At 54.3% G+C, this 19,610-nt stretch carries 18 protein-coding genes, 1 tRNA gene, 1 other RNA gene and 3 pseudogenes; 1 reads left to right on the forward strand and 22 read right to left on the reverse strand.

Features of this window, described 5'->3' with window-relative positions; genetic code table 11:
- Positions 1-190 precede the first annotated feature (190 nt).
- The 20 genes and pseudogenes from tyrS to JCM12296_RS22485 all read right to left on the reverse strand — a co-directional run bounded on the left by tyrS (position 191) and on the right by JCM12296_RS22485 (position 17,957).
- A pseudogene (tyrS, locus tag JCM12296_RS22400) lies at positions 191-1,524 on the reverse strand (tyrosine--tRNA ligase).
- Positions 1,511-3,073: a ribonuclease Y gene (gene rny / locus JCM12296_RS22405; protein ID WP_054698250.1), complete on the reverse strand. Its 1,563-nt coding sequence runs from the start codon at positions 3,071-3,073 to the stop codon at positions 1,511-1,513. Before rny ends, tyrS begins: the two are co-directional and overlap by 14 nt.
- Positions 3,074-3,229: 156 nt before the next feature.
- Positions 3,230-3,410, reverse strand: a non-coding RNA gene (gene ssrS, locus JCM12296_RS36860) — 6S RNA.
- A gap of 104 nt (positions 3,411-3,514) precedes the next feature.
- Complete coding sequence (locus JCM12296_RS22410) at positions 3,515-3,826, reverse strand: cell division protein ZapA (RefSeq protein ID WP_054698252.1); 312 nt, start codon at positions 3,824-3,826, stop codon at positions 3,515-3,517.
- Between the two features lie 21 nt (positions 3,827-3,847).
- Positions 3,848-4,093 carry a cell division protein ZapB gene (gene zapB, locus JCM12296_RS22415; RefSeq protein WP_054698253.1) on the reverse strand — a complete coding sequence of 82 codons (246 nt, stop codon included), beginning with the start codon at positions 4,091-4,093 and terminating at the stop codon, positions 3,848-3,850.
- 233 nt (positions 4,094-4,326) lie between these two features.
- On the reverse strand, positions 4,327-4,734 hold the full coding sequence (locus tag JCM12296_RS22420; protein ID WP_054698256.1) for a F0F1 ATP synthase subunit epsilon: 408 nt from the start codon (positions 4,732-4,734) through the stop codon (positions 4,327-4,329).
- Positions 4,735-4,750: 16 nt separating this feature from the next.
- Entirely contained in the window at positions 4,751-6,166 is a 1,416-nt protein-coding gene (gene atpD, locus JCM12296_RS22425) for a F0F1 ATP synthase subunit beta (protein WP_054698258.1), read from the reverse strand.
- Positions 6,167-6,188: 22 nt separating this feature from the next.
- Positions 6,189-7,079, reverse strand: coding sequence for an ATP synthase F1 subunit gamma (atpG, locus tag JCM12296_RS22430; RefSeq protein WP_054698260.1), 891 nt, complete (start codon positions 7,077-7,079; stop codon positions 6,189-6,191).
- A 54-nt stretch (positions 7,080-7,133) separates the two neighbouring features.
- A pseudogene (gene atpA / locus JCM12296_RS22435) lies at positions 7,134-8,650 on the reverse strand (F0F1 ATP synthase subunit alpha).
- Positions 8,650-9,201 carry an ATP synthase F1 subunit delta gene (atpH, locus tag JCM12296_RS22440; protein ID WP_054698262.1) on the reverse strand — a complete coding sequence of 184 codons (552 nt, stop codon included), beginning with the start codon at positions 9,199-9,201 and terminating at the stop codon, positions 8,650-8,652. The pseudogene atpA and the gene atpH overlap by 1 nt, the downstream one beginning before the upstream one ends.
- Positions 9,201-9,815, reverse strand: coding sequence for a F0F1 ATP synthase subunit B family protein (locus tag JCM12296_RS22445; protein WP_054698264.1), 615 nt, complete (start codon positions 9,813-9,815; stop codon positions 9,201-9,203). Before JCM12296_RS22445 ends, atpH begins: the two co-directional genes overlap by 1 nt.
- Positions 9,815-10,240, reverse strand: coding sequence for an ATP synthase F0 subunit B (locus JCM12296_RS22450; RefSeq protein WP_054698267.1), 426 nt, complete (start codon positions 10,238-10,240; stop codon positions 9,815-9,817). The genes JCM12296_RS22445 and JCM12296_RS22450 overlap by 1 nt, the downstream gene beginning before the upstream one ends.
- A gap of 164 nt (positions 10,241-10,404) precedes the next feature.
- Positions 10,405-11,084: pseudogene (locus JCM12296_RS49400) on the reverse strand (FtsW/RodA/SpoVE family cell cycle protein).
- Complete coding sequence (locus JCM12296_RS49405; RefSeq protein WP_306304112.1) at positions 11,084-11,263, reverse strand: FtsW/RodA/SpoVE family cell cycle protein; 180 nt, start codon at positions 11,261-11,263, stop codon at positions 11,084-11,086. The pseudogene JCM12296_RS49400 and the gene JCM12296_RS49405 overlap by 1 nt, the downstream one beginning before the upstream one ends.
- Positions 11,264-11,508: 245 nt before the next feature.
- Positions 11,509-13,377, reverse strand: coding sequence for a penicillin-binding protein 2 (mrdA, locus tag JCM12296_RS22460; protein WP_246804748.1), 1,869 nt, complete (start codon positions 13,375-13,377; stop codon positions 11,509-11,511).
- The gene (locus tag JCM12296_RS22465) at positions 13,374-13,901 is read right to left on the reverse strand and encodes a hypothetical protein (protein ID WP_054698268.1); all 528 of its coding nucleotides are present in this window, start codon (positions 13,899-13,901) and stop codon (positions 13,374-13,376) included. Before JCM12296_RS22465 ends, mrdA begins: the two co-directional genes overlap by 4 nt.
- Positions 13,898-14,734 (reverse strand): rod shape-determining protein MreC, encoded by an 837-nt coding sequence (gene mreC, locus JCM12296_RS22470; protein WP_054698270.1) that lies wholly within the window; start codon positions 14,732-14,734, stop codon positions 13,898-13,900. The genes JCM12296_RS22465 and mreC overlap by 4 nt, the downstream gene beginning before the upstream one ends.
- A 3-nt stretch (positions 14,735-14,737) precedes the next feature.
- Positions 14,738-15,778 carry a rod shape-determining protein gene (locus JCM12296_RS22475; RefSeq protein ID WP_054698272.1) on the reverse strand — a complete coding sequence of 347 codons (1,041 nt, stop codon included), beginning with the start codon at positions 15,776-15,778 and terminating at the stop codon, positions 14,738-14,740.
- A gap of 157 nt (positions 15,779-15,935) precedes the next feature.
- A complete protein-coding gene (locus JCM12296_RS22480; RefSeq protein ID WP_054698274.1) occupies positions 15,936-17,024 on the reverse strand; it encodes a serine hydrolase domain-containing protein in 1,089 nt (362 codons plus the stop codon).
- Between the two features lie 12 nt (positions 17,025-17,036).
- A complete protein-coding gene (locus JCM12296_RS22485; protein WP_054698276.1) occupies positions 17,037-17,957 on the reverse strand; it encodes a S66 peptidase family protein in 921 nt (306 codons plus the stop codon).
- 59 nt (positions 17,958-18,016) lie between these two features.
- Between JCM12296_RS22485 and JCM12296_RS22490 the strand changes: the two genes are divergently transcribed.
- Positions 18,017-18,093 (forward strand) — tRNA-Pro (locus JCM12296_RS22490).
- Positions 18,094-18,258: 165 nt separating this feature from the next.
- On the opposite strand, the gene JCM12296_RS38750 is transcribed toward JCM12296_RS22490, so the two are convergent.
- On the reverse strand, positions 18,259-18,735 hold the full coding sequence (locus JCM12296_RS38750; protein ID WP_157067818.1) for a hypothetical protein: 477 nt from the start codon (positions 18,733-18,735) through the stop codon (positions 18,259-18,261).
- A complete protein-coding gene (locus JCM12296_RS38755; RefSeq protein WP_157067819.1) occupies positions 18,732-19,109 on the reverse strand; it encodes a hypothetical protein in 378 nt (125 codons plus the stop codon). Before JCM12296_RS38755 ends, JCM12296_RS38750 begins: the two co-directional genes overlap by 4 nt.
- Between the last annotated feature and the right edge of the window lie 501 nt (positions 19,110-19,610).

The following is a 19,610-nucleotide window of genomic DNA, read 5'->3' on the forward strand; positions in this document are numbered from 1 at the left end:
TATGACTTTCTTTGTGTCATCGTTTTTTTATTTATTCCGACCAGCCACCTTAATGATCAGGTGTATTTTATGCCGATCGGCGTCTTTACGATGATGTTTTGCAGAGAGTGAGCGTTTATCTTTTTCCGCGTTGAACCGCGAAAAACGAAGCGCTATTTACCTGGCTCAGAGGCCCTTGTCAACGCTTATTTTAATTTTTAATTCGAATCTTGAAAAAATGTTTTTTACCGGCCCGCAAGACCAATTCCATATCCTTGATATCATTCGTTGTTATCAATTGATCAAACGCTTCCGGGCGGCATCCGTTGATATAGCCGCCCCCTTGTTGAAGCAGCCGCCTGGCGGCACCCGAAGATTCGGTCAAGCCGACTTGGTGGAAAAGCTTGAAGCAAGGAATCCCGGCTTTAAAAATATCAATGTCCATTTCCATCTGGGGGACGGTTTCATCGGCAACATCCGCAACATCGCGCGGGATGCTGCTGGAAGGTAATAATCGGGTCGGAATCGATCGGTTTCCGAACATGGCCATGGCCGATTGATATGCAGCTAACGCGCCTTCAGCGCCGTGGGCCAAACGCGTCGCCTCATACGCCAGTATCGATTTGGCAGCGTTGAGATCGGCCCCCTCGAGACGCTCAACCCCTTCGATCTCGTCCATGGGAAGAAAAGTGAAGAGCGCCAGAAAGCGGCCCACATCGCGGTCATCCGTGTTCACCCAAAACTGATAATAATCATAGGTCGACGTTCGTTCAGGGTCAAGCCAAACAGCACCTGCAGCCGTTTTGCCCATTTTGGCGCCACTGGCCGTCGTAATCAGGGGAAATGTAATTCCAAAAGCACTCTGACCGTCGACCCGCCGGATCAGATCAATGCCGGCAACGATATTGCCCCATTGATCGCTCCCGCCCATCTGTAGGCAACAATTGTAACGTTTCTGCAACTCAAGGAAATCATAGGCCTGAAGCACCATGTAATTGAATTCGATAAAGCTCAACCCATCTTCGGAATCCAATCGCATCTTGTAGCTCTCTGCCTTGATCATCCGGTTCACCGAAAAATGCCGACCGATATCTCGTAAAAAAGGGATATACGCCAATTGGGTCAGCCAATCCGCATTGTTGACCATGATGGCGCGATCATTGGAAAAATCGATAAACCGGGCCAATTGATTTTTCAGCCCCACCACATTGGCGGCCACATCTTCAACGGTCAGAAGCTTGCGCATCTCGGTTTTTCCGCTTGGATCCCCCACCAACCCCGTACCGCCACCCACCAGCGCAATGGTCGGTGCCCACAACGCTGCATATGGGCTAAGGACATGATGGGAACCAGACTCCCGACATGCAGGCTTGAAGCCGTCGGATCAAACCCGATATAGCAGGTCGCTCTCTCAGCGCCGAGATAATCGCGCAACGCTTCATCGTGGGTCGTTTGTTCAATAAAACCACGTTGACGGAGGACATCCAGAACGTTTTCCATTTCAGTCACCTTGATCACATTGAAAGGCCATTTATTTATTGGCATACTCCACGGCGCGGGTTTCCCGGATCACCGTAACTTTAATCTGCCCGGGAAATGTCAGGGATTCCTCTATTTTCCTGGCGATATCCCGGCTCAGTAGCACAGATTCCTCGTCCGATACCTTTTCGCTTTCGACGATAACGCGTATTTCGCGTCCGGCCTGAATGGCATAGGTATTCGCCACCCCCTTAAAGCCATTTGCGATTCCCTCAAGATCTTCGATGCGTTTGATGTAATTTTCCAGCAATTCTTTGCGCGCCCCGGGTCTGGCACCCGACAATCCGTCGGCAGCCTGAACAAGCAACGCATATACCGACGACGGCGGGATATCCTCATGATGCGCAGCGATCGCATGCACCACGCCAGCCGATTCGCCGAATTTTTTGGCCAGTTTGGATCCAATCACGGCATGGGGACCTTCGACTTCATGGTCGATGGCTTTGCCGATGTCATGAAGCAGCCCCATGCGGCGGGCCACTTTTTCCTTCAACCCCAACTCCGCAGCCATTATTCCACACAGGACACCGACTTCCACGGAGTGCTGGAGGACATTCTGGGCATAGCTCGTACGGTACTTGAGCCGCCCCAAGTATTTGATCAACTCGGCGTGAATACCATGGACCCCCAGATCGAAGGCAGCCTGCTCACCGGCCTCTTTGATGGCGGTATCAACCTCCTGTCCGACTTTCTTGACGACATCCTCAATCCTTGCCGGGTGGATGCGCCCATCGGAAATCAACTTGATCAGCGAAAGTCTGGCGATTTCACGCCGAACCGGGTTAAAACCGGAGAGAATCACCGCCTCGGGCGTATCGTCAATAATTAAGTCGATCCCGGTGGCCGCCTCAATCGCACGGATATTGCGCCCCTCCCGTCCAATGATGCGGCCCTTCATCTCATCGCCAGGCAATTGGACGACAGACACGGTCCGTTCCGCCACGAAATCACCGGCATAGCGTTGAATCGCAGTGGCCATGATTTTCTTGGCTTTTTTATCCGCTTCCTCCTTGGCCTCATTCTCAATGCGTTTAATCAGCTTGGCCCCTTCGTAGCGCGCCTCGTTTTCCATCGCCCGGATCAACAACTCTTTGGCTTGTTCCGCCGTCAGGGTAGATATCCTTTCCAACTGCGCCTTTTGTTCTTCGATCAATATTTTGTATCGTTCTTCATTTTCGGCCAAGTTTTTTTGCCGTTCGGTTAGCTGGCCTTCCTTTTCGGACAACTCCTTTTCCCGCTGTTCAAATGCATCTGCTTTACGATCAATATGTTCCTCTTTTTGAATGAGACGACGTTCCTGCTTTTTGAGTTCAGCGCGGGTCTCCTTGGCCTCAGCCTCGAATTCACTTTTCATCTTGAAAAGAATGTCTTTGGCTTCGATGCCGGCCTCTTTAATCCGCCCATCCGCCTCGTTTTTCGCAGATTCAACGATCCGGTTTGCCTCATCCTCGGCTTCCCTCAACTTTTTTGATCCGATGGATCCCTTTATGAAGAGGGCAGCGGCACAGCCGGCAAAGGCCGAAAGTACCGCAATCAAAACAATCGATATATTCATGGGGTATCTCCAAATGCTGAAATGGGGTGTATGTAACGGCGCGCCACCAGCATCGTTGATGACGTCCGGGTTGATTGTTGAAATATGGATGAATCAGGAAAGCCTGAGGGGAAATCGCCCCTGCAAGCGGCAGGAAGGGATGCTGAAAAGCGGTGGTGTACCCCCACCATTGTGCCGTGTTGGCCGGTCTTTGATCCATAGGATCAGGTGGGTGCCCTATGGTCTCTTTAGGCTTTTCTGTACAAGCAGAACCTGCTCACCGAAAACCAGTTCGGGCTCCCGTTTAGTGAGTGTTGGGTCAAAGTTCACCTTCCAATCACGAACACGGCAGGGGTTATTTTTGATACGCATCCCAACCCCGATGGACGGAGGTATGGGAGTCAACCGTCTATCGGTGAACAGCGTCATGTTCTGTTCCGGTCAGGATTTTTCTGCGTTATCTCAGATTGATGACATCGCTTTTTCAAGTTCACTAAGAACCACTGCAGATTTTTCGCTCATTCGGTCGCATAATTGCTGGTATTTTTTTTCAAGTTTATATTTCTCGCTGGCAATATTCAACCCTGTAAGAATGAGTATGGTCTCTTTGTCGATGTTGACCGATGGTTTGCTATCGAACTGAGATTGCACCTTTCTGACGGTTTCTTCAAAGCGCTTCGCCACTTGTTTAGCGTCGGCTTCTCCAGGCTCTGTCTGAAAGGTGAATTTGCGACCCAATATTTGCAGTGTAACCGTTTTTTCCAATTCAAGCACATTCCCATCATGCAGGTCGGTTTACGGCTCCCTTTTTACCCCTTCTAATCTTCCAATCAAGCTGTCAATCTTCGTTCTTATGACATCCGTAAATGATTCGTGCTGTTTCTCTCTCTCAACTTTTTGGTTTATTATATTTTCGAGTTCTTCGATTCGCTTTTTCAGCGTTTCATTTTCCTGCTGTAGCGTTTGATGCGCCTGGACGACGCGCTCCACCTTTTGTTCAATGAGTTCAAATTGTTGAATTATTTCTTCTATATCCAGCATATTATCGTTTCCTTAAGTGATATATAACCGTCCTCTGCTTTTTAAGTCAAGCGAATTTACCGCCACCCGACATGGCGTCCTTTTTACAGGTCACGATTGGTAATTAAAGGCGAACCCGGCAACAAAACAAAAGGGGAAACCATGTCCGGCTTCCCCTTCTGCTTCGTTTGAATCACCCTCGACGACGACAAATACTCAACAAGGGCGAAAAATCACTGTCGATTGTTAGTGCATCAGCGTGTTTCAGCGAGTTGAATTCTGCTGATGGCACGAAGTAACGCGGCTTTCGCACGAATAAAATCCGTGTCGGTACTTCCCGACTGCATTCGTTTTTCGGCACGTTCGGCAGCAGCTTTGGCGCGTTCAATGTCGATATCGACACGCCGTTCAGCTGACTCGGCGAGTACGGTAACCCGATCTGGCAAGGCTTCGGCAAATCCGCCACTGAGAAACACGAACCGCTCACGACCGGTTTCGTCTTTATATTTGAGCGAACCGGTTTTAAGGGTGGTCAGAAAAGGCGTATGCCCAGAAAGTACACCGAACTCACCCAGCGTGCCCGGCGCCATGACGATCTGCGCCGCTTCGCTGACAACAGACTTTTCGGGAGTTACCACTTCAAGTCTTATGTTTTCCGCCATTGGTTGCCTCTCTCTGTTAAGCCTCGGCCATTTCTTTTGCCGTTTCCAGCACTTCTTCGATACCGCCCTTCATGTAGAACGCCTGTTCGGGAATACTGTCATGCACGCCGTCGCAGATCTCTTTAAACGCGCGAACCGTATCCTCTACCTTGACGTATTTGCCAGGCTTGCCGGTAAAAGTTTCGGCAACATGGAACGGTTGAGACAGAAAACGCTGGATCTTGCGTGCTCTCTGGACAGTCAGCTTATCTTCGTCGGAAAGCTCCTCCATACCCAGAATGGCGATGATATCCTGCAATTCTTTATACTTCTGCAGCATGGTCTGAACACGGCGAGCGACCGCGTAGTGTTCTTCCCCGATAACCATGGGGTCGAGGATACGCGAGGTGGAGTCCAGGGGATCCACGGCAGGGTAAATGCCCAGCTCGGCAATCTGCCGGGAAAGAACCACGGTTCCGTCCAAGTGCGCGAAAGTGGTGGCCGGTGCGGGGTCGGTCAAGTCGTCAGCAGGCACGTAAACGCACTGCACGGCGGTAATAGACCCTTTATCCGTTGAGGTGATGCGCTCCTGAAGGCCGCCAAGGTCAACGGCCAATGTCGGTTGGTAACCGACCGCGGAGGGCATGCGTCCGAGAAGGGCCGACACTTCGGAGCCTGCCTGGGTGAAGCGGAAAATGTTGTCAATGAAGATCAACACATCCTGGCCTTCCTTGTCACGGAAATACTCCGCACAAGTCAGGGCGGAAAGTGCCACGCGGGCGCGGGCTCCCGGCGGTTCGGTCATCTGACCGTAAACCAATGCCGCCTTGGGCAGAACGCCGGACTCCTTCATTTCATTATAAAGGTCGTTCCCTTCACGGGTCCGCTCACCAACACCGGCGAAAACGGAAATACCACCGTGCTGCATGGCGATGTTGTTAACCATTTCCATCATGATAACGGTTTTGCCGACGCCGGCACCGCCGAACATCCCCATTTTACCACCACGGGGGAACGGTACCAGAAGATCGATAACCTTGACGCCGGTTTCGAGCACGCGGACTTCCGTATCCTGCTCGGTAAACGCCGGTGCTGGCCGGTGAATGGGCATCATCTTTTCCTGACTGACCGGTCCCAAACCATCCACGGGCCGCCCAACAACGTTGAGCACACGGCCCAGGCTGGCTTTGCCGACCGGCATCATGATCGGCGACCCGGTATCTTTGACCGGCATACCGCGGACCAAACCATCGGTAACATCCATGGCAATGGTACGAACCACATTATCGCCCAAATGCTGGGCAACCTCGACAACCAGGTTGTCAGGTTCATCATTAATGGCCGGGTTGCTGATCAACAATGCAGTAAGGATGTTCGGCAACTGGCCCTGTTCAAATTCCACGTCAACGACAGGCCCCATAACCTGCGTTATTTTACCTATATTTTCTGACATTTAAAGCCTCCTCAAATGTATTTTACCCCTTAAGGGCCTCGGCGCCGCCGACGATATCCATCAGATCCGCGGTAATTGCGGCCTGCCGGGCTTTGTTGTAGGCGAGGGTCAAGTTGTCGATCATATCGTTGCACGCCTTCGTTGCGTTATCCATGGCACTCATCCGCGCCGCATGCTCGCTGGTGGATGTTTCCAGAAGTCCCCGATAAATTTGTACATATACGTTTCTCGGCAACAATTCGCCCAACAGTTCGTCCGCAGACGGCTCGCAGATGTGCTCGGCCAGGTATTCGGTTTTCTCGGTCGTCTCTTCCGCCTCTACCTCAATGGGAGGAATCGGCAGCAGCTTCTGCATGATCGGCAGCTGCTTGGCCATGCTGACAAATTCAGAGTACACCAAGTAGACTTCATCGTAGTCATCGCTCAGAAACCCATCGACAAATTTTTTGCCCGCCGTCGAGGCAACGTTAAAGCCAAAACGGCTACCCACGATCCCGAGATGTTCTTCGACAATCGCATACTGATTCTTCCGGCACCAATCACGCCCCTTCTTGCCAAAGCAGGTGAAGCTATATTCCACCTCAGGATCAGGATTCGATTTAATGAATTTTTTTACGCTATCGGTGAGATTGATATTGAAACCACCGCACAACCCTCGATCCGAGGTGCAAAGGACCACGTGGATCTTTTTCACCGCTTCTTTGGGAATCAGCAACGGACTGGCTTCATCACCGGCCTTTTCCGCCAGACTGCCAAGAACTTCAGAGAACTTTTCGGCATAGGGGCGAAACCCTTCCATCGCCCCTTGGGCACCACGCAACCGCGAGGTTGCCACCATGCCCATGGCCTTGGTGATCTGCTTGGTCTTCTTGACACCCTGGATTTTTAACTGGACATCCTTTAATGATGGCATAAAGTTGTCGTCCTTATCACATTAGGTCTTGAAATCAGCAGTTGTTCCAAGCCTTTATTTAATGGTGTCTTTGAACTCTTCGCCATAGGCCTCAAGGGCTTTTTTGAGGAGATCTTCGATTTCCGACGTGATATCCTGGGCCTCTTCCAGCTTGGTAAAAATCTGCGGATAACGCTCTTCGACAAAGGGATAGAGGCCGGCTTCGTATTTGGCAACCGTGTCAGAGGGGAACTGATCCAGGTAACCGCGGGTGGCGGCATAAAGGATGGTCACCTGTTTTTCATGGTTCAGCGGTTTGTACTGGGGCTGTTTGAGCACTTGTACCAGGCGTTCGCCACGGGTCAGCTGGCGCTGGGTGGCTGCATCCAAATCCGAACCGAAAGCCGCGAAGCTTCCAGTTCGCGGAACTGGGCCATATCCAGGCGCAGGGTACCGGCAACCTTTTTCATTGCCTTGGTCTGGGCGGCACCACCGACGCGGGAAACCGACAAGCCGACGTTGATGGCCGGACGGACACCGGCGAAGAACAGGCTCGGTTCCAGGTAGATCTGACCGTCGGTAATGGAAATAACGTTGGTGGGGATGTAAGCCGACACGTCACCGGCCTGGGTTTCGATAATCGGCAGGGCGGTCAGGGATCCGGCGCCGAGCTCATCGCTGACTTTTGCGGCGCGTTCCAGCAAACGGGAGTGGTTGTAGAAAATGTCACCGGGGTAGGCTTCACGTCCCGGCGGACGTCTGAGCAACAGGGAAACCTGACGATAAGCGGCGGCCTGTTTGGAAAGGTCATCATAGATGATCAGGGCGTGCTGTCCCTTGTCACGGAAATATTCGCCCATGGCGCAACCGGCGTAGGGGGCCAGGTACTGCAAGGTGGCCGGGTCGGAGGCACAGGCCGAAACGATGGTGGTGTACTCCATGGCGCCTTCGCGCTCGAGAACCGCAGCCACCTGGGCAACGGTGGATTTCTTCTGTCCGCAGGCCACGTAAATGCAGTACACATCGGTGTTTTTCTGAGCCAGGATGGCATCAATGGCAACGGCGGTCTTACCGATCTGACGGTCGCCGATGATCAGCTCACGCTGCCCCTTACCGACCGGCGTCATGGCGTCAACGGCCTTGAGACCGGTGTAGCAGGGTTGGTGGACCGATTTTCTGGCGATAACACCGGGGGCCACCATTTCCACACGGCGGGTGTCCGGGGTATTGATCGGCCCCTTGCCGTCGATGGGCTCGCCCACGCCGGAAACAACGCGTCCGAGAACGGGCTCGCCGACGGGTACCTGGGCAATCTTACCGGTCCGTTTGACCATGTCGCCCTCTTTGATTCCCGTGTCGTCGCCCATGATGGCGATACCCACGTTATCCTCTTCCAGGTTGAGCACCAGGCCGAGGATGCCACCGGGGAATTCCACCAGTTCGAGTGCCATGGCTTTTTCGAGGCCGTACACTCGAGCAATGCCGTCGCCCACTGACAGGACAACGCCAGTTTCGCTCAGCTCGACCTTCTTGTCGTAGTCCGTGATCTGTTCTTTGATAATCTGACTTATTTCTTCAGCTCTTAGTTCCATTAGACACTCTCACCCCTTTTTAAAGATTGTCTCATATTGAGCAACTGAGTCCTCACACTCCCATCAAGCACCAGATCGCCGATGCGGGTTACGATACCGCCGATCAGGCCCGGATCCTGCTCAACCTCCAGAATGATATCCTTACCTGTCCGCGCGGACAGGGCCGAGCGAATTTTGTCGATGGTTTCGGAGGAGAGTTCCGTCGCCGAAACCAGGCTGGCCCGGGCCACCCCCTTGAGTTCATCGGCAAACTTCTGAAAGAAGTCGTTGATGTTGCTCAAGAAGCCGATCCGCCCCTTGTCAAAGAGGAAAAGGATAAACGTGGCCATGGGCTTTGACAGCTGTAAACTCTCGATGACCTTCGCCAGCACCTTTTTGCGGCCGTCCACGTTATAAAGTGGGTTGACCAGCACCTGCTGAAGGCTCTTTTCCTGCTCGATCAGTTTTGCAAAAGCACTCAGTTCCTCTCGGTAGGTGTCCGTCTGTCCATCCTCTTTTCCGATCAGCAGAAGTGCTTTGGCGTACCGCCTTGCAATCGCCAGATTCTTCACTATGCCACCACCTTCTCCAAGTATTCATCCACCAATTTTTCCTGGTCGTCCGAAGTGATTTTCTGTTTGATCATTGCTTCGGCTTTGGCCAGCGCCTTTTCCACAATTTGTTCCTTGAGGGTCGCCTTCGCCTGCATGAACTCGTATTCGATGTTCTTGCTTGCCTGCTCCTTGAGCTTTTCCGCCGCCAGCTCAGCCTCCTTCAGGATTCTATCCTTGGCATCCTCACCCTGCTTGAGATACTCGGCCAAAAGCGCTTCCGCCTCCTTGTCCAATTCGGCCATCTTGGCGTTGTATTCAGCCAATTTGGCTTCCGCGGCTTTCTTTTTGGCTTCAAGTTCCTCCAGCTGCTCCTTGATTCCCTGGATCCGCCCCCCCAATGCCTGGGCAACCGGTTTTTTCAGAACCAAAAAGAGCCCGATGAATAACACGGCAAAGTTCATCACCCGGTAGGTGTCTGTCGCCACCCACCCCTTCGCCTCATTCCCGTGCCCGCCTTCGGCAGATGACGCCAGCACCAGGGTGCCGCTACCAAACAAGAGAAGCGCAATCAAGGTCAGCGGCATGATCCACCGAACACAACTGCGCTTCCGGCTGATAATTGGAACTTTCATTAAGCAACCCTCCCCAATATTTTTTGTTCTATCGCATCCGCAAATGCGTCTATTTCCGATTCGAGTGTCGCCTTGACCGATTCCATTTCTGCCGCGATTTTGTCCTTGACCGTTTTAAGTTCGGCCTGGGCGGATTCGTTGATCTTGCCGACAATTACCTTTTCCTCATCCATGGCCGTCTGCATCAGGGCTTCCTTTTCCTTCTGCCCCTTGACCCGGGCCTGGCGGATGCCGTCGGCGTATTCCTTCTCTTTGGTAACGACCGCTTGGGCCGAGTCGCTGATCACCGATTCCAGCCCGTTTACTTTCGCCTTGCGCTCCAACAGAATCTTGCGGATGGGCTTATACAGAACCAAATTCAAAATCCAGATTAAAAGCAGGAAATTGACAATTTGCACGACTATAGATGCATCGACGCTAACCATCTAAGGGCCTCCGTTGAAGTAAGATTAAAAATGCAGAAATCGATAATTTGTCTATGAAAGATATAGACTTATGAAAGGTGCGAACTCCGGCGGTCTATACCATCCGAGTCATTGAATTGTCAAAGGTTTTTTAAAATGGATACCGCCGGCCGGCAAAGGTCTCGCTATTCAAACTTGAACCGCCGCATGCTGACGTTCATCAGCAGGCCAATTCCGATCAACATGGTGATGATGGATGAGCCACCATAACTGACAAACGGCAGGGTGACACCCACGACGGGCATCAACCCCATGACCATGCCAATATTGATCACCACCTGCCAGGTGATCATGGCGGTCACGCCAACGGAAAGCATGATGCCGAAAGGATCCCGCAACGGCCGGCAATATTCAATCCCCAGGCAATCATGATCAGAAACAGGATGATGATCGTCAGGGAGCCAGCCAGCCCCCACTCCTCGGAGAGCACCGAAAATATGAAATCGGTATGCTGTTCCGGCAAAAAGGCAAGGGCATTCTGCGTACCCTTCAAGAATCCTTTCCCGGTGAGCATCCCCGATCCGATGGCGATTTTGGATTGGATGATGTGGTATCCGGCGCCCAGCGGATCGCGATCGGGATTGAGAAAGGTCAGGATGCGCTGCTTTTGATACCCCCGCAGGAAAAACCAGACCAGCGGGACGAGCAGGGTAAAGGTGGTCACCAGCCAGGTGAATGTTCGGCGCTCGATTTTGGCAAACAGGGTCATGACACCGGCGATCAAGGCGATCACCATGGCGGTCCCCAGATCGGGTTGACGGACGATCAGGGCGAACGGAACCGCCGTCAGAAAGGCCGGTAGCATCAGGTCGCGAAAGCTGAGCCGTCCGTGTTGATAAGCTTGGCGTAATAGCGGGAAAGCACGATAATCACCGCCACCTTGGCCATTTCCGACGGCTGCAGGGAAAAAGGCCCCAGGGGTAGCCAGCGCCGGGACCCGGCCACATACTTGCCGATGAACAAAACGGCGACCAGTGAGCCCACGGAGGCAGATAGATGGCGTTGCCAAAACGTTCAAGTTGTTTGTAGTCAAAAACAAAACACAGGGTCATGAGCACCAAACCGCCGCCATGCCAGATGAGCTGTTTCTTGAACAAAAGCACATCGGGCCCCGTCACCCCAGCCGTTACGGCACTGTACAACACCACCAGGCCGATACCGCTGACGGCCAGGGTCAGAATGAGCAACCCCCAATCGAAACATTGCAGCAAGCGTCGATCAAACACTGGTCAATCTCCATCAAAGGGGGCATTGGCAACCGCCGGATCGACCGCCGCGGCCTTTGGTTTGCCGCCGGACAAATAGAACCGGATCATTTCGGCGGCCACCGGTGCCGCTGCGCTGGATCCGTGCTCCCCGTGTTCCACGATGACGGACACGGCGATTTTGGGATGCTGCCGCGGCGCATAGGCAACGAACCAGGCGTGGTCTTTCACCGGTGAGGATTTTCCGTCGGCATCATCGTCTTTCCGGCCGACCACTTGGGCGGTGCCGGTTTTCCCGCTCATGGCCATCCCCTCCAACCGGCTCTTCCAAGCCGTCCCCCGTCTATCGTTGACGACCCGAAACAGCCCCTCCTGGATAATTTTGAGGTTGTGCGCACTGATCGGTAATCGCCCGACCACCTCCGGGGTGCTGTTGTACAGGATCTTGCCATCGGCCGTCCGGATAGTTTTCACGACTTTCGGCCGGTAACGCGTACCGCCGTTGCCCACCGCGGCCGCCACCATGGCCATCTGTAGCGGCGTGGCAAGGTTGAATCCCTGGCCGATGACGACGGACAAGGTCTCGCCTTTCTGCCAGGAAGATCCATAGCGGCGTTTTTTCCAGGCTGCCGTGGGAACCAGCCCACCGGCTTCGTGGTTGAGATCGATTCCCGTGGGTTCACCCAGTCCGAAGGCCCTGGCATACCAAGCCAGACGATCGACGCCGAGCTCCTGTCCCAGCTTGTAAAAATAGACATCGCAGGATTCAATCAGGGCCTTGTATACGTTCACCTCCCCATGCCCCCACCTTTTCCAGCAACGATAGGTCCGGTTGCCGAATTTGAGATAACCGGGACAGAACACCGACGTATGGACATCGATGAGCCCTTCCTCGAGACCTGCTGCGGCGGCAATGATCTTGTAGGTCGATGCCGGTGGATACTCGGCCTGGATGGCTTTGTTCTCCAAGGGATGCTGCGGATCGGACACCAAGGTCCGCCAGACGTCATGGCTCATGCCGGAGATAAAGGCGTTCTGATCGAAAGAGGGGCTCGATGCCATGGCCAGGACCTGGCCGGTATCGGGTTCCACGGCGACCGCGGCCCCGGCCTGGCCGGCGAGCAATTGTTCGGCAACCCCTTGGAGGGCGTGGTCAATGGACAACACCACATTGTTGCCCGGCGTTGCATCGACCGTACTCAACACACGAACCACCTGCCCGATGGCGTTGACCTCCACCTGCTGTCCCCCGCGTTTACCCCGCAGCCAGGACTCGCGCGCCCGTTCAATGCCGTATTTACCGATAAAATCGCCACTCCTGCAGTCGCTATAGGCGGGGTTCTTCAATTCGTTAGGATTGATCTCGCCCATATATCCCAGGATATGGGCCGCACTGGGGCAAAACACATAATTTCGCCGGGACGAGATATTCACCATGACGCCGGGCAAATCCCAATGGTTCACTTCAATGGCCGCCAGCTCGTCGCGTCCGATGTCGGGTTTGAGCAGCACGGGTTTGTAGGCACGGGTCTCCTTGGCCTTTTCCAGTTGTTCCCACAACTGGGTTTCCGGAATGCCGGAATAGTGGGACAATTTAGCCAGGGTCTGTTTCAGCGGACCGGCATCCTTGACGACAATGCTCAGGTCATAGGCGGGACGGTTGTCGGCCAGCAAGCGGCCGCGGGTGTCGTAAATCAAGCCACGGGACGCCTCGACACTTTTCAAACGAATGCTGTTGATCTCCGACAGGCGCCGCAACTCCGCCCCTTCGATCACCTGAAGATAGAGCAGCCGCGCGATCAGAACCACGAACACGGCGATGACAATCGTCATGGCCACGCTGAGACGCTGGCTGAACCAGTCGCTATCCACGTTGTCCAAGTAGTTGGTCAAGACTTCCTCAACGTGTGTTTCTCGGTAAAAAACATTTTTCCCAGGTGTTCGACGGCCTTTTGTCCGCGAATAAAAAGCAACATCAGAAAAGGGCCGGTGACCGCGCCCCAGAAAACCTGCCCGGCAACGACCGAAAACAGCGACTCCACCGGCCAGGGCACGGCGGCCAGGACAACGGCCGAAAAAGCAACGGCAAGGCTTGTAAAAGCCACGCAAACCGTCACCAACAGCGGCCTCAGAATCACATTGCCCACATGCAGGAATTGGATGGCCCAGCGCACGCCGACATACATCCACAGATAAGCGCTCAGGTGCACGCCAAACACGCCGCCGGAGATGCCATCCATGGCCAGCCCGCCCAACAGGAGCACGGGGATGGATTCCCGCGGCCGTCGGTGAACCGCTAAATATACCACAAACGGAGCCATCAGATCATATAGGTAGGAAGGCCCGCCACCGACCAGCAGCGTCGTCTGAAGGATGACCAGCCCCATGCAGACCATTAAAAGATAGCCGTAAATCATCGCCCCCCAGGATACCATTCAATGGCCGGTTCACAAATGATGAAGACCTCTTCGAGAATCTCGAAATCGACATCCGGCGTCACCGACACTTTCTGAAAAATACCGGCATTCATGCGTACAATCTCGGAGATGCGCCCCACTTGCAACCCCTTGGGAAAAATACCGTCAAGGCCCGATGAGACGACCGTGTCACCGACACTGATTTCGTGTTTGCGCAAAACATACTCGAAGAGGCAATAGCCGTCTCCCCCGCCTTTGACGACACCGCGGGCGCGGGTCCGTTGCACCAGGGCATCGACGGCACAGTTGGGATCGATCAGCAGCAGCACCTTGGCAAAATGGCCCGAGGCGTCGACGACGATGCCCACAATCCCCTCGGGAACCACCACGGGAAATCCCTGGCGGATACCATCCTGGGTTCCCTTGTCCACGATAACCGTCTTCGACCACGGCGAGGGATCTTTGCCCACCACCTGGGCGGCGATCATGGTGCGGGAAACCTTCTCCTTAAAGCCGAGCAAGTGCCGCAAACGGGCATTGGCGATCTGGGTTTCGCTGCAACGGTTGAGCTTTTGCAGGCTCTCGCCCAGCGCTTTTTTCAGCGCCTGATTTTCCTCGGCCGTGGAAACCAGATAGAAATAACGCTCCCAGACCGATTTGATGGACTGCACGAAGGTGGTGAGATGTTTCTGAAAAGGAGAAATGACGACCATGGCGCCACGGCCAAGGCCGGCCGGCGCCTGGGCGTGTTTACCGGTAATGGTCAGTAGGATGACGTTCACCGCGACCAAAACAATCACCACGGCTACCAGAACCATCCTTTTGGAAAACATGGGTTAGATAATAATGACCTGTTTGAGGATTTCGATGCTGTCGAGGGCCATGCCGGAACCCAGGGCAACGGTGGAAAGCGGATCTTCCGTCACCGTGATGGGCAACCCGCTCTCTTCGCGAAGCAGCTTGTCCAGATTCTTCAACAAGGCACCGCCACCGGTAAGCACAATGCCCCGGTCGACAATGTCGGCAGCCAATTCCGGCGGTGTCTGTTCAAGGGCGATTTTCACCGTTTCAACGATGGCTTCGATCTGCTCGGAAATGGCCTCCCGGATCTCTTCGGAATCGATAGCCAGGATTTTGGGAATTCCGGTTACCAGGTCGCGCCCCTTGACCTCGATGGTTTCGACCTTGTTGGGGTCCGGATAGGCATTGCCGATGGTGGTCTTGATAATCTCGGCGGTCCGCTCGCCGATCAGCAGGTTATACTTGCGCTTGACATACTGGATAATGGCTTCGTCCATCTTGTCGCCCGCCACGCGCAGGGAACGGCTGTAAACAATGCCGGCCAGCGAGATGACCGCCACCTCGGTGGTCCCCCCACCGATATCCACCACCATATTACAAGTGGGTTCGGTAATGGGTAGATCCGCGCCGATGGCCGCCGCCATGGGTTCCTCGATCAGAAAAACCTCACGCGCGCCGGCCGATTCGGCCGATTCGCGGACGGCGCGCTTTTCCACCTGGGTAATCCCCGAAGGTACCGCCACGATAATGCGCGGGCGCACAAAGGTCCGCCGATTGTGGACCTTGTGAATGAAATGCCGCAGCATGGCCTCGGTCACTTCGAAATCGGCAATCACGCCGTCGCGCATGGGACGGATGGCCACAATGTTGCCCGGCGTGCGACCCAGCATGTTTTTCGCTTCCAGCCCGACCGCCAGAACCCGGTTTTTGGTGCGGTTGTCCGTACGAACGGCCACCACGGAGGGCTCACTGAGAACGATGCCTTTGCCTTTTACATAGACAAGCGTATTGGCCGTGCCCAAGTCAATGGCCAGATCGCTGGAGAAGACCCCTAGAATGGAATCAAAAAAATTCATGCCGCCTCTTTGTTAAATGGATTCGCAACATCATCGAGCAGATCCGCCCGACGGGCTGTGAGCAAGCGCCAAGGCCAGTTACCCCCATGGGCGGACTTTTTCGAACGGGTACCAGAAACGATCTGGCATTTCAAGCCTTAATTTGTTGAAATCAATTTTAATCCGATTGCATGAAAAATCGTTCCAGGATCGCGTTGTGAATCATGGGACGGAATTGGCGCAACCGGTTGTTCCATCGGAACGGGTGCACCCGATGGGTCAACAGAATCACCGTGACATCCTGCTTCAGATCCATCCAGAAGGATGTTCCCGTGAATCCCAGGTGGCCCACCGTTTCGGTGGAAAAATGATCGCCCGCGCTGGAACCGGTCTCCGCCGGCCGATCAAAGCCCAGGGTGAAGTCGTTATGCGGAGCTCCATATAGCATCTCGCCGAGTATCTGTCGTGAAAAAAATGATTGCCCGTCCGGCGCCCGCAGGTCGGCCACCAGCCGCCGTAAAAGCCGGAAGACCGCTTCCGCCGTTCCAAAGAGACCGGCATGGCCGTCGACCCCGCCGGCAAACCAGGCATTATCGTCATGCACCTCACCGACCAGGAGCCGGTGCCGCACCGGACAAAGCTCGGTTGCCGCGTAGCGGCGTTTCGGCCGTCCGCCGGAAAATAGATCGACGAAAAAAAGGTCCTTCACCCCCAGGGGGCCATAGACTTGGTCCGCCAAAAATCGGTCCAAAGAACAACCGGCCACCGACTCGATCAATCGGCAGAGCAGCATGAACCCCAGGTCGCTGTAAAGCGTCAAGGTATCCGGAGCGGCGACTACGGGCACGGCTTTCAACAGGTTCAGGACCGCTGCTTTGCGCAGGGTCGGCGTCAGGGTTCTAAGGGTCATGTAAAACAATTGATGGGCGGGGAGCCCACTGCGATGGCAGAGCAACTGACGGGGGGTAATCGCCGCCTTGTCGCCGTCCGACAACATCGGCAAAGCGTCCGCCACCGGCCGATCCAGACAAACGCGTCCCCGATCGATCAACCAAGCCGCCGCCAGGGTCGTGGCCAACGGCTTGGTCAGCGAGGCCAGGTCAAATACCGTCTCGCAGGTCATGGGTTCCCGGCTGAACCGGTTGGCCAGGCCATACGCCTCGAATAGAACCGGCCGGTCCGCCCGGCCGACCAGCAAGACCGCCCCGGGAAAAATATTTTCCCGGATCCCATTCTCCATCAGCGCGTCTATGAGGGGATCGCCCACCGAGCACACCTTTCAAGCCAGGGCCGGACCGGTGAAGGTCAATGAACCGGCGTCGGTATCCAAGACGGCATCGATCCCCACCGGCAGAATCGCGTTCTCCGGTCCATGACCGACATGAAAGCCCCCGAGAATCGGGATTTCCAGATCACCGAAACGATCGGCCACGATTCGCTGGACCTCCCCCTCGCTGTCGCAGCCATTGAAACTTCCCAGGGCAAGCCCGGCAAGCTTGTCGAAACAGCCGGCCAGGCGCATTTGGGTCAGCATGCGGTCGATGCGATACGGCGCCTCGCCCTGATCTTCGATGAGCAGGACCGCACCTTCGTATACCGGTTGATACGGCGTGCCGGTCAAATGGCAGAACAGGGTCAGATTGCCACACAGCAACCGCCCCCTGGCCCGCCCGGGAAAAAGCACCCGCGGAGCGGCGGCTGCCAGCGCATGCGGCATGCGTTTCATCAAGACCGACCGAAACCGCTGCCGGGTGTTGTCGTCGCCATTTGCCAAGGTGGTTACCGTGGGCCCGTGAAAGGCGACCATGCGGCAGCGCTGAGCCAAAAAATTGAGTATCACGGTGATATCGCTGAATCCGACAAAGGGCTTGGGATGGCGGGCAATGGCGTCGGCATCCAGAAACGGCAGGATGCGCATGGCGCCGTATCCCCCCCGCGCACAGACGACACCGTGGATCTCCGGGTCGGTGAACAGACGGACGAGTTGTTCCGCCCGCTGCCGGTCCGAACCGGCCAGGTAGCCCTCGCGGAGAAAGATATCGTTCGGGACAAAAACATTGAAGCCCATGGCTTCGAGAAGCTGAACACCGGTATCGAAATCGGCTTGGGCAAAGGGACTTGCCGGCGCGGCGATGCCGAGGGTATCCCCGGGCCTCAAGGCGATGGGACGCGTGATGGATGGATGCGGATCATCGGTCAATTTTTTCGGTCGTCTCCTTGACACGGTCGGATGATGATGCTAAAAGTCGGTTTTCTTGTCGGGGCGTAGCGCAGACTGGTAGCGCACTTGAATGGGGTTCAAGGGGTCGGAGGTTCAAATCCTCTCGCCCCGACCAGAAAACTTAAATAAAATAAAGGGCTTGCAAAATTGATTGCAGGCCCTTTTTTCGTTGTTTTCATCTTGGGTACAAATTTGGGTACAAGAATCGATGCCATAAGGAATCAATAAAAAATAATTGCAGGATCTTCAACAAAATAAGTTTTCGCTGATCATGGTCAGCTCAAGATTCACGACAAAATACCGATAAATATTGTACTGAGGGGCAATGTCCACCATGGCCCAGATCTGTTTCCGCCGTACGACCAGACATCCCAACTTTTTTCGCCGCTATGTCGCGTGCTTTGCCGGTTTCTTCCCGTGGTGGTGAATTCTTCACAACGGGCTCACGGTTCTGTTTTAGCTCTGCAAGCTGCCGCCGCTTTGCCCGCTCCGCCTCTATTTCTTTAAGTTTTGAGAATTCGCGCGCCTTTACTTCAGTTGTTTTTTCCCGCTGCCTATTATTATGGATAACCGCTTCATGCTCTTCCAATGAATCAACAAAACCTGCTTGTGGATCATTTTTGGCGGATTGTGAGCCACAAAAAAACGGCCACCCATATGGATGACCGCTTTTCGTTGCTGGAAAAACGTTTTTAGGCCGCCGCCCGCTCAAGCTCCGCAACGACATCGACGCCTTTTTTGCAAGGCTGGCAGTCAAGGCAAAGATCCTGGAAATTTCATCATAGGATAGCGCTTTCGCATCGCCTCAACGCTTTCAACGAACGAATCAGAAAAAAAGCCGTCATCATTCAAAAGTTGCCATGTTTCTTCCGTCAGATTCATCGTTTCTACCTTTCTAAGTTGGAATTGTTGACATGGTCCGACCCTACCACAACGGCATTTCATGTCAACAACTATTTGAATTTGTTTAAAAAACTCCCAAATGGGAGTTTTGGGAATTTTGGGAATCGATAAGACCGCTAATATCGAACTCAAGATCACACCCACGACAATCGAAGCCGAGATTGGGACCGGCGGCAGCGTCCAGACATGCCTCGTAGTGGCGACAAAAATAATTTCGGCGATATCCATCTGGGCGGTCCTGATCCTGAAAAAGCAAAGTTTCATCCCACACCACCAGGGCGCGAAGGCCAGTAGGCGCCGGCACAAGCGTGAATGATGGCCCCGCCGGCTTCGGCTTGCGTTCCCTGGCTTGCGGATGCAGCCGGCGGTACCGTTCGCGCTTGTAGGCGTTCCAGCATTCCCGGCACCGCCCGCTTTTATATACCGGTTCGGACTGGTCACAGTGTCGGCAGGTTTTTACCACTGGCGGCGGTTCCGTCTGAACTCAGCCTCATAGATCACCAGCAACGCCTCGGCTGACTCCCACAATTTAGGCGTTCCCGGACCTTCGTGTTCGGGTTCCAGGCTTGACCCAAGAAGCCGATTGCGGATCGTGTTCATATGAAATCCTGTAATTTCAGATAGTTGACGGTAATTCATTTTCATAATTGAGCCTCATTCAGGTGTTTTTTGTGATATGCCCCTACGACCACCCCAGGAACCCAAAAAATTCCTGGAACTAACTCAGGG

It is taken from the genome of Desulfosarcina cetonica JCM 12296, assembly GCF_001311845.1.
In the GTDB taxonomy this organism is placed as follows: Bacteria; Desulfobacterota; Desulfobacteria; order Desulfobacterales; family Desulfosarcinaceae; genus Desulfosarcina; species Desulfosarcina cetonica.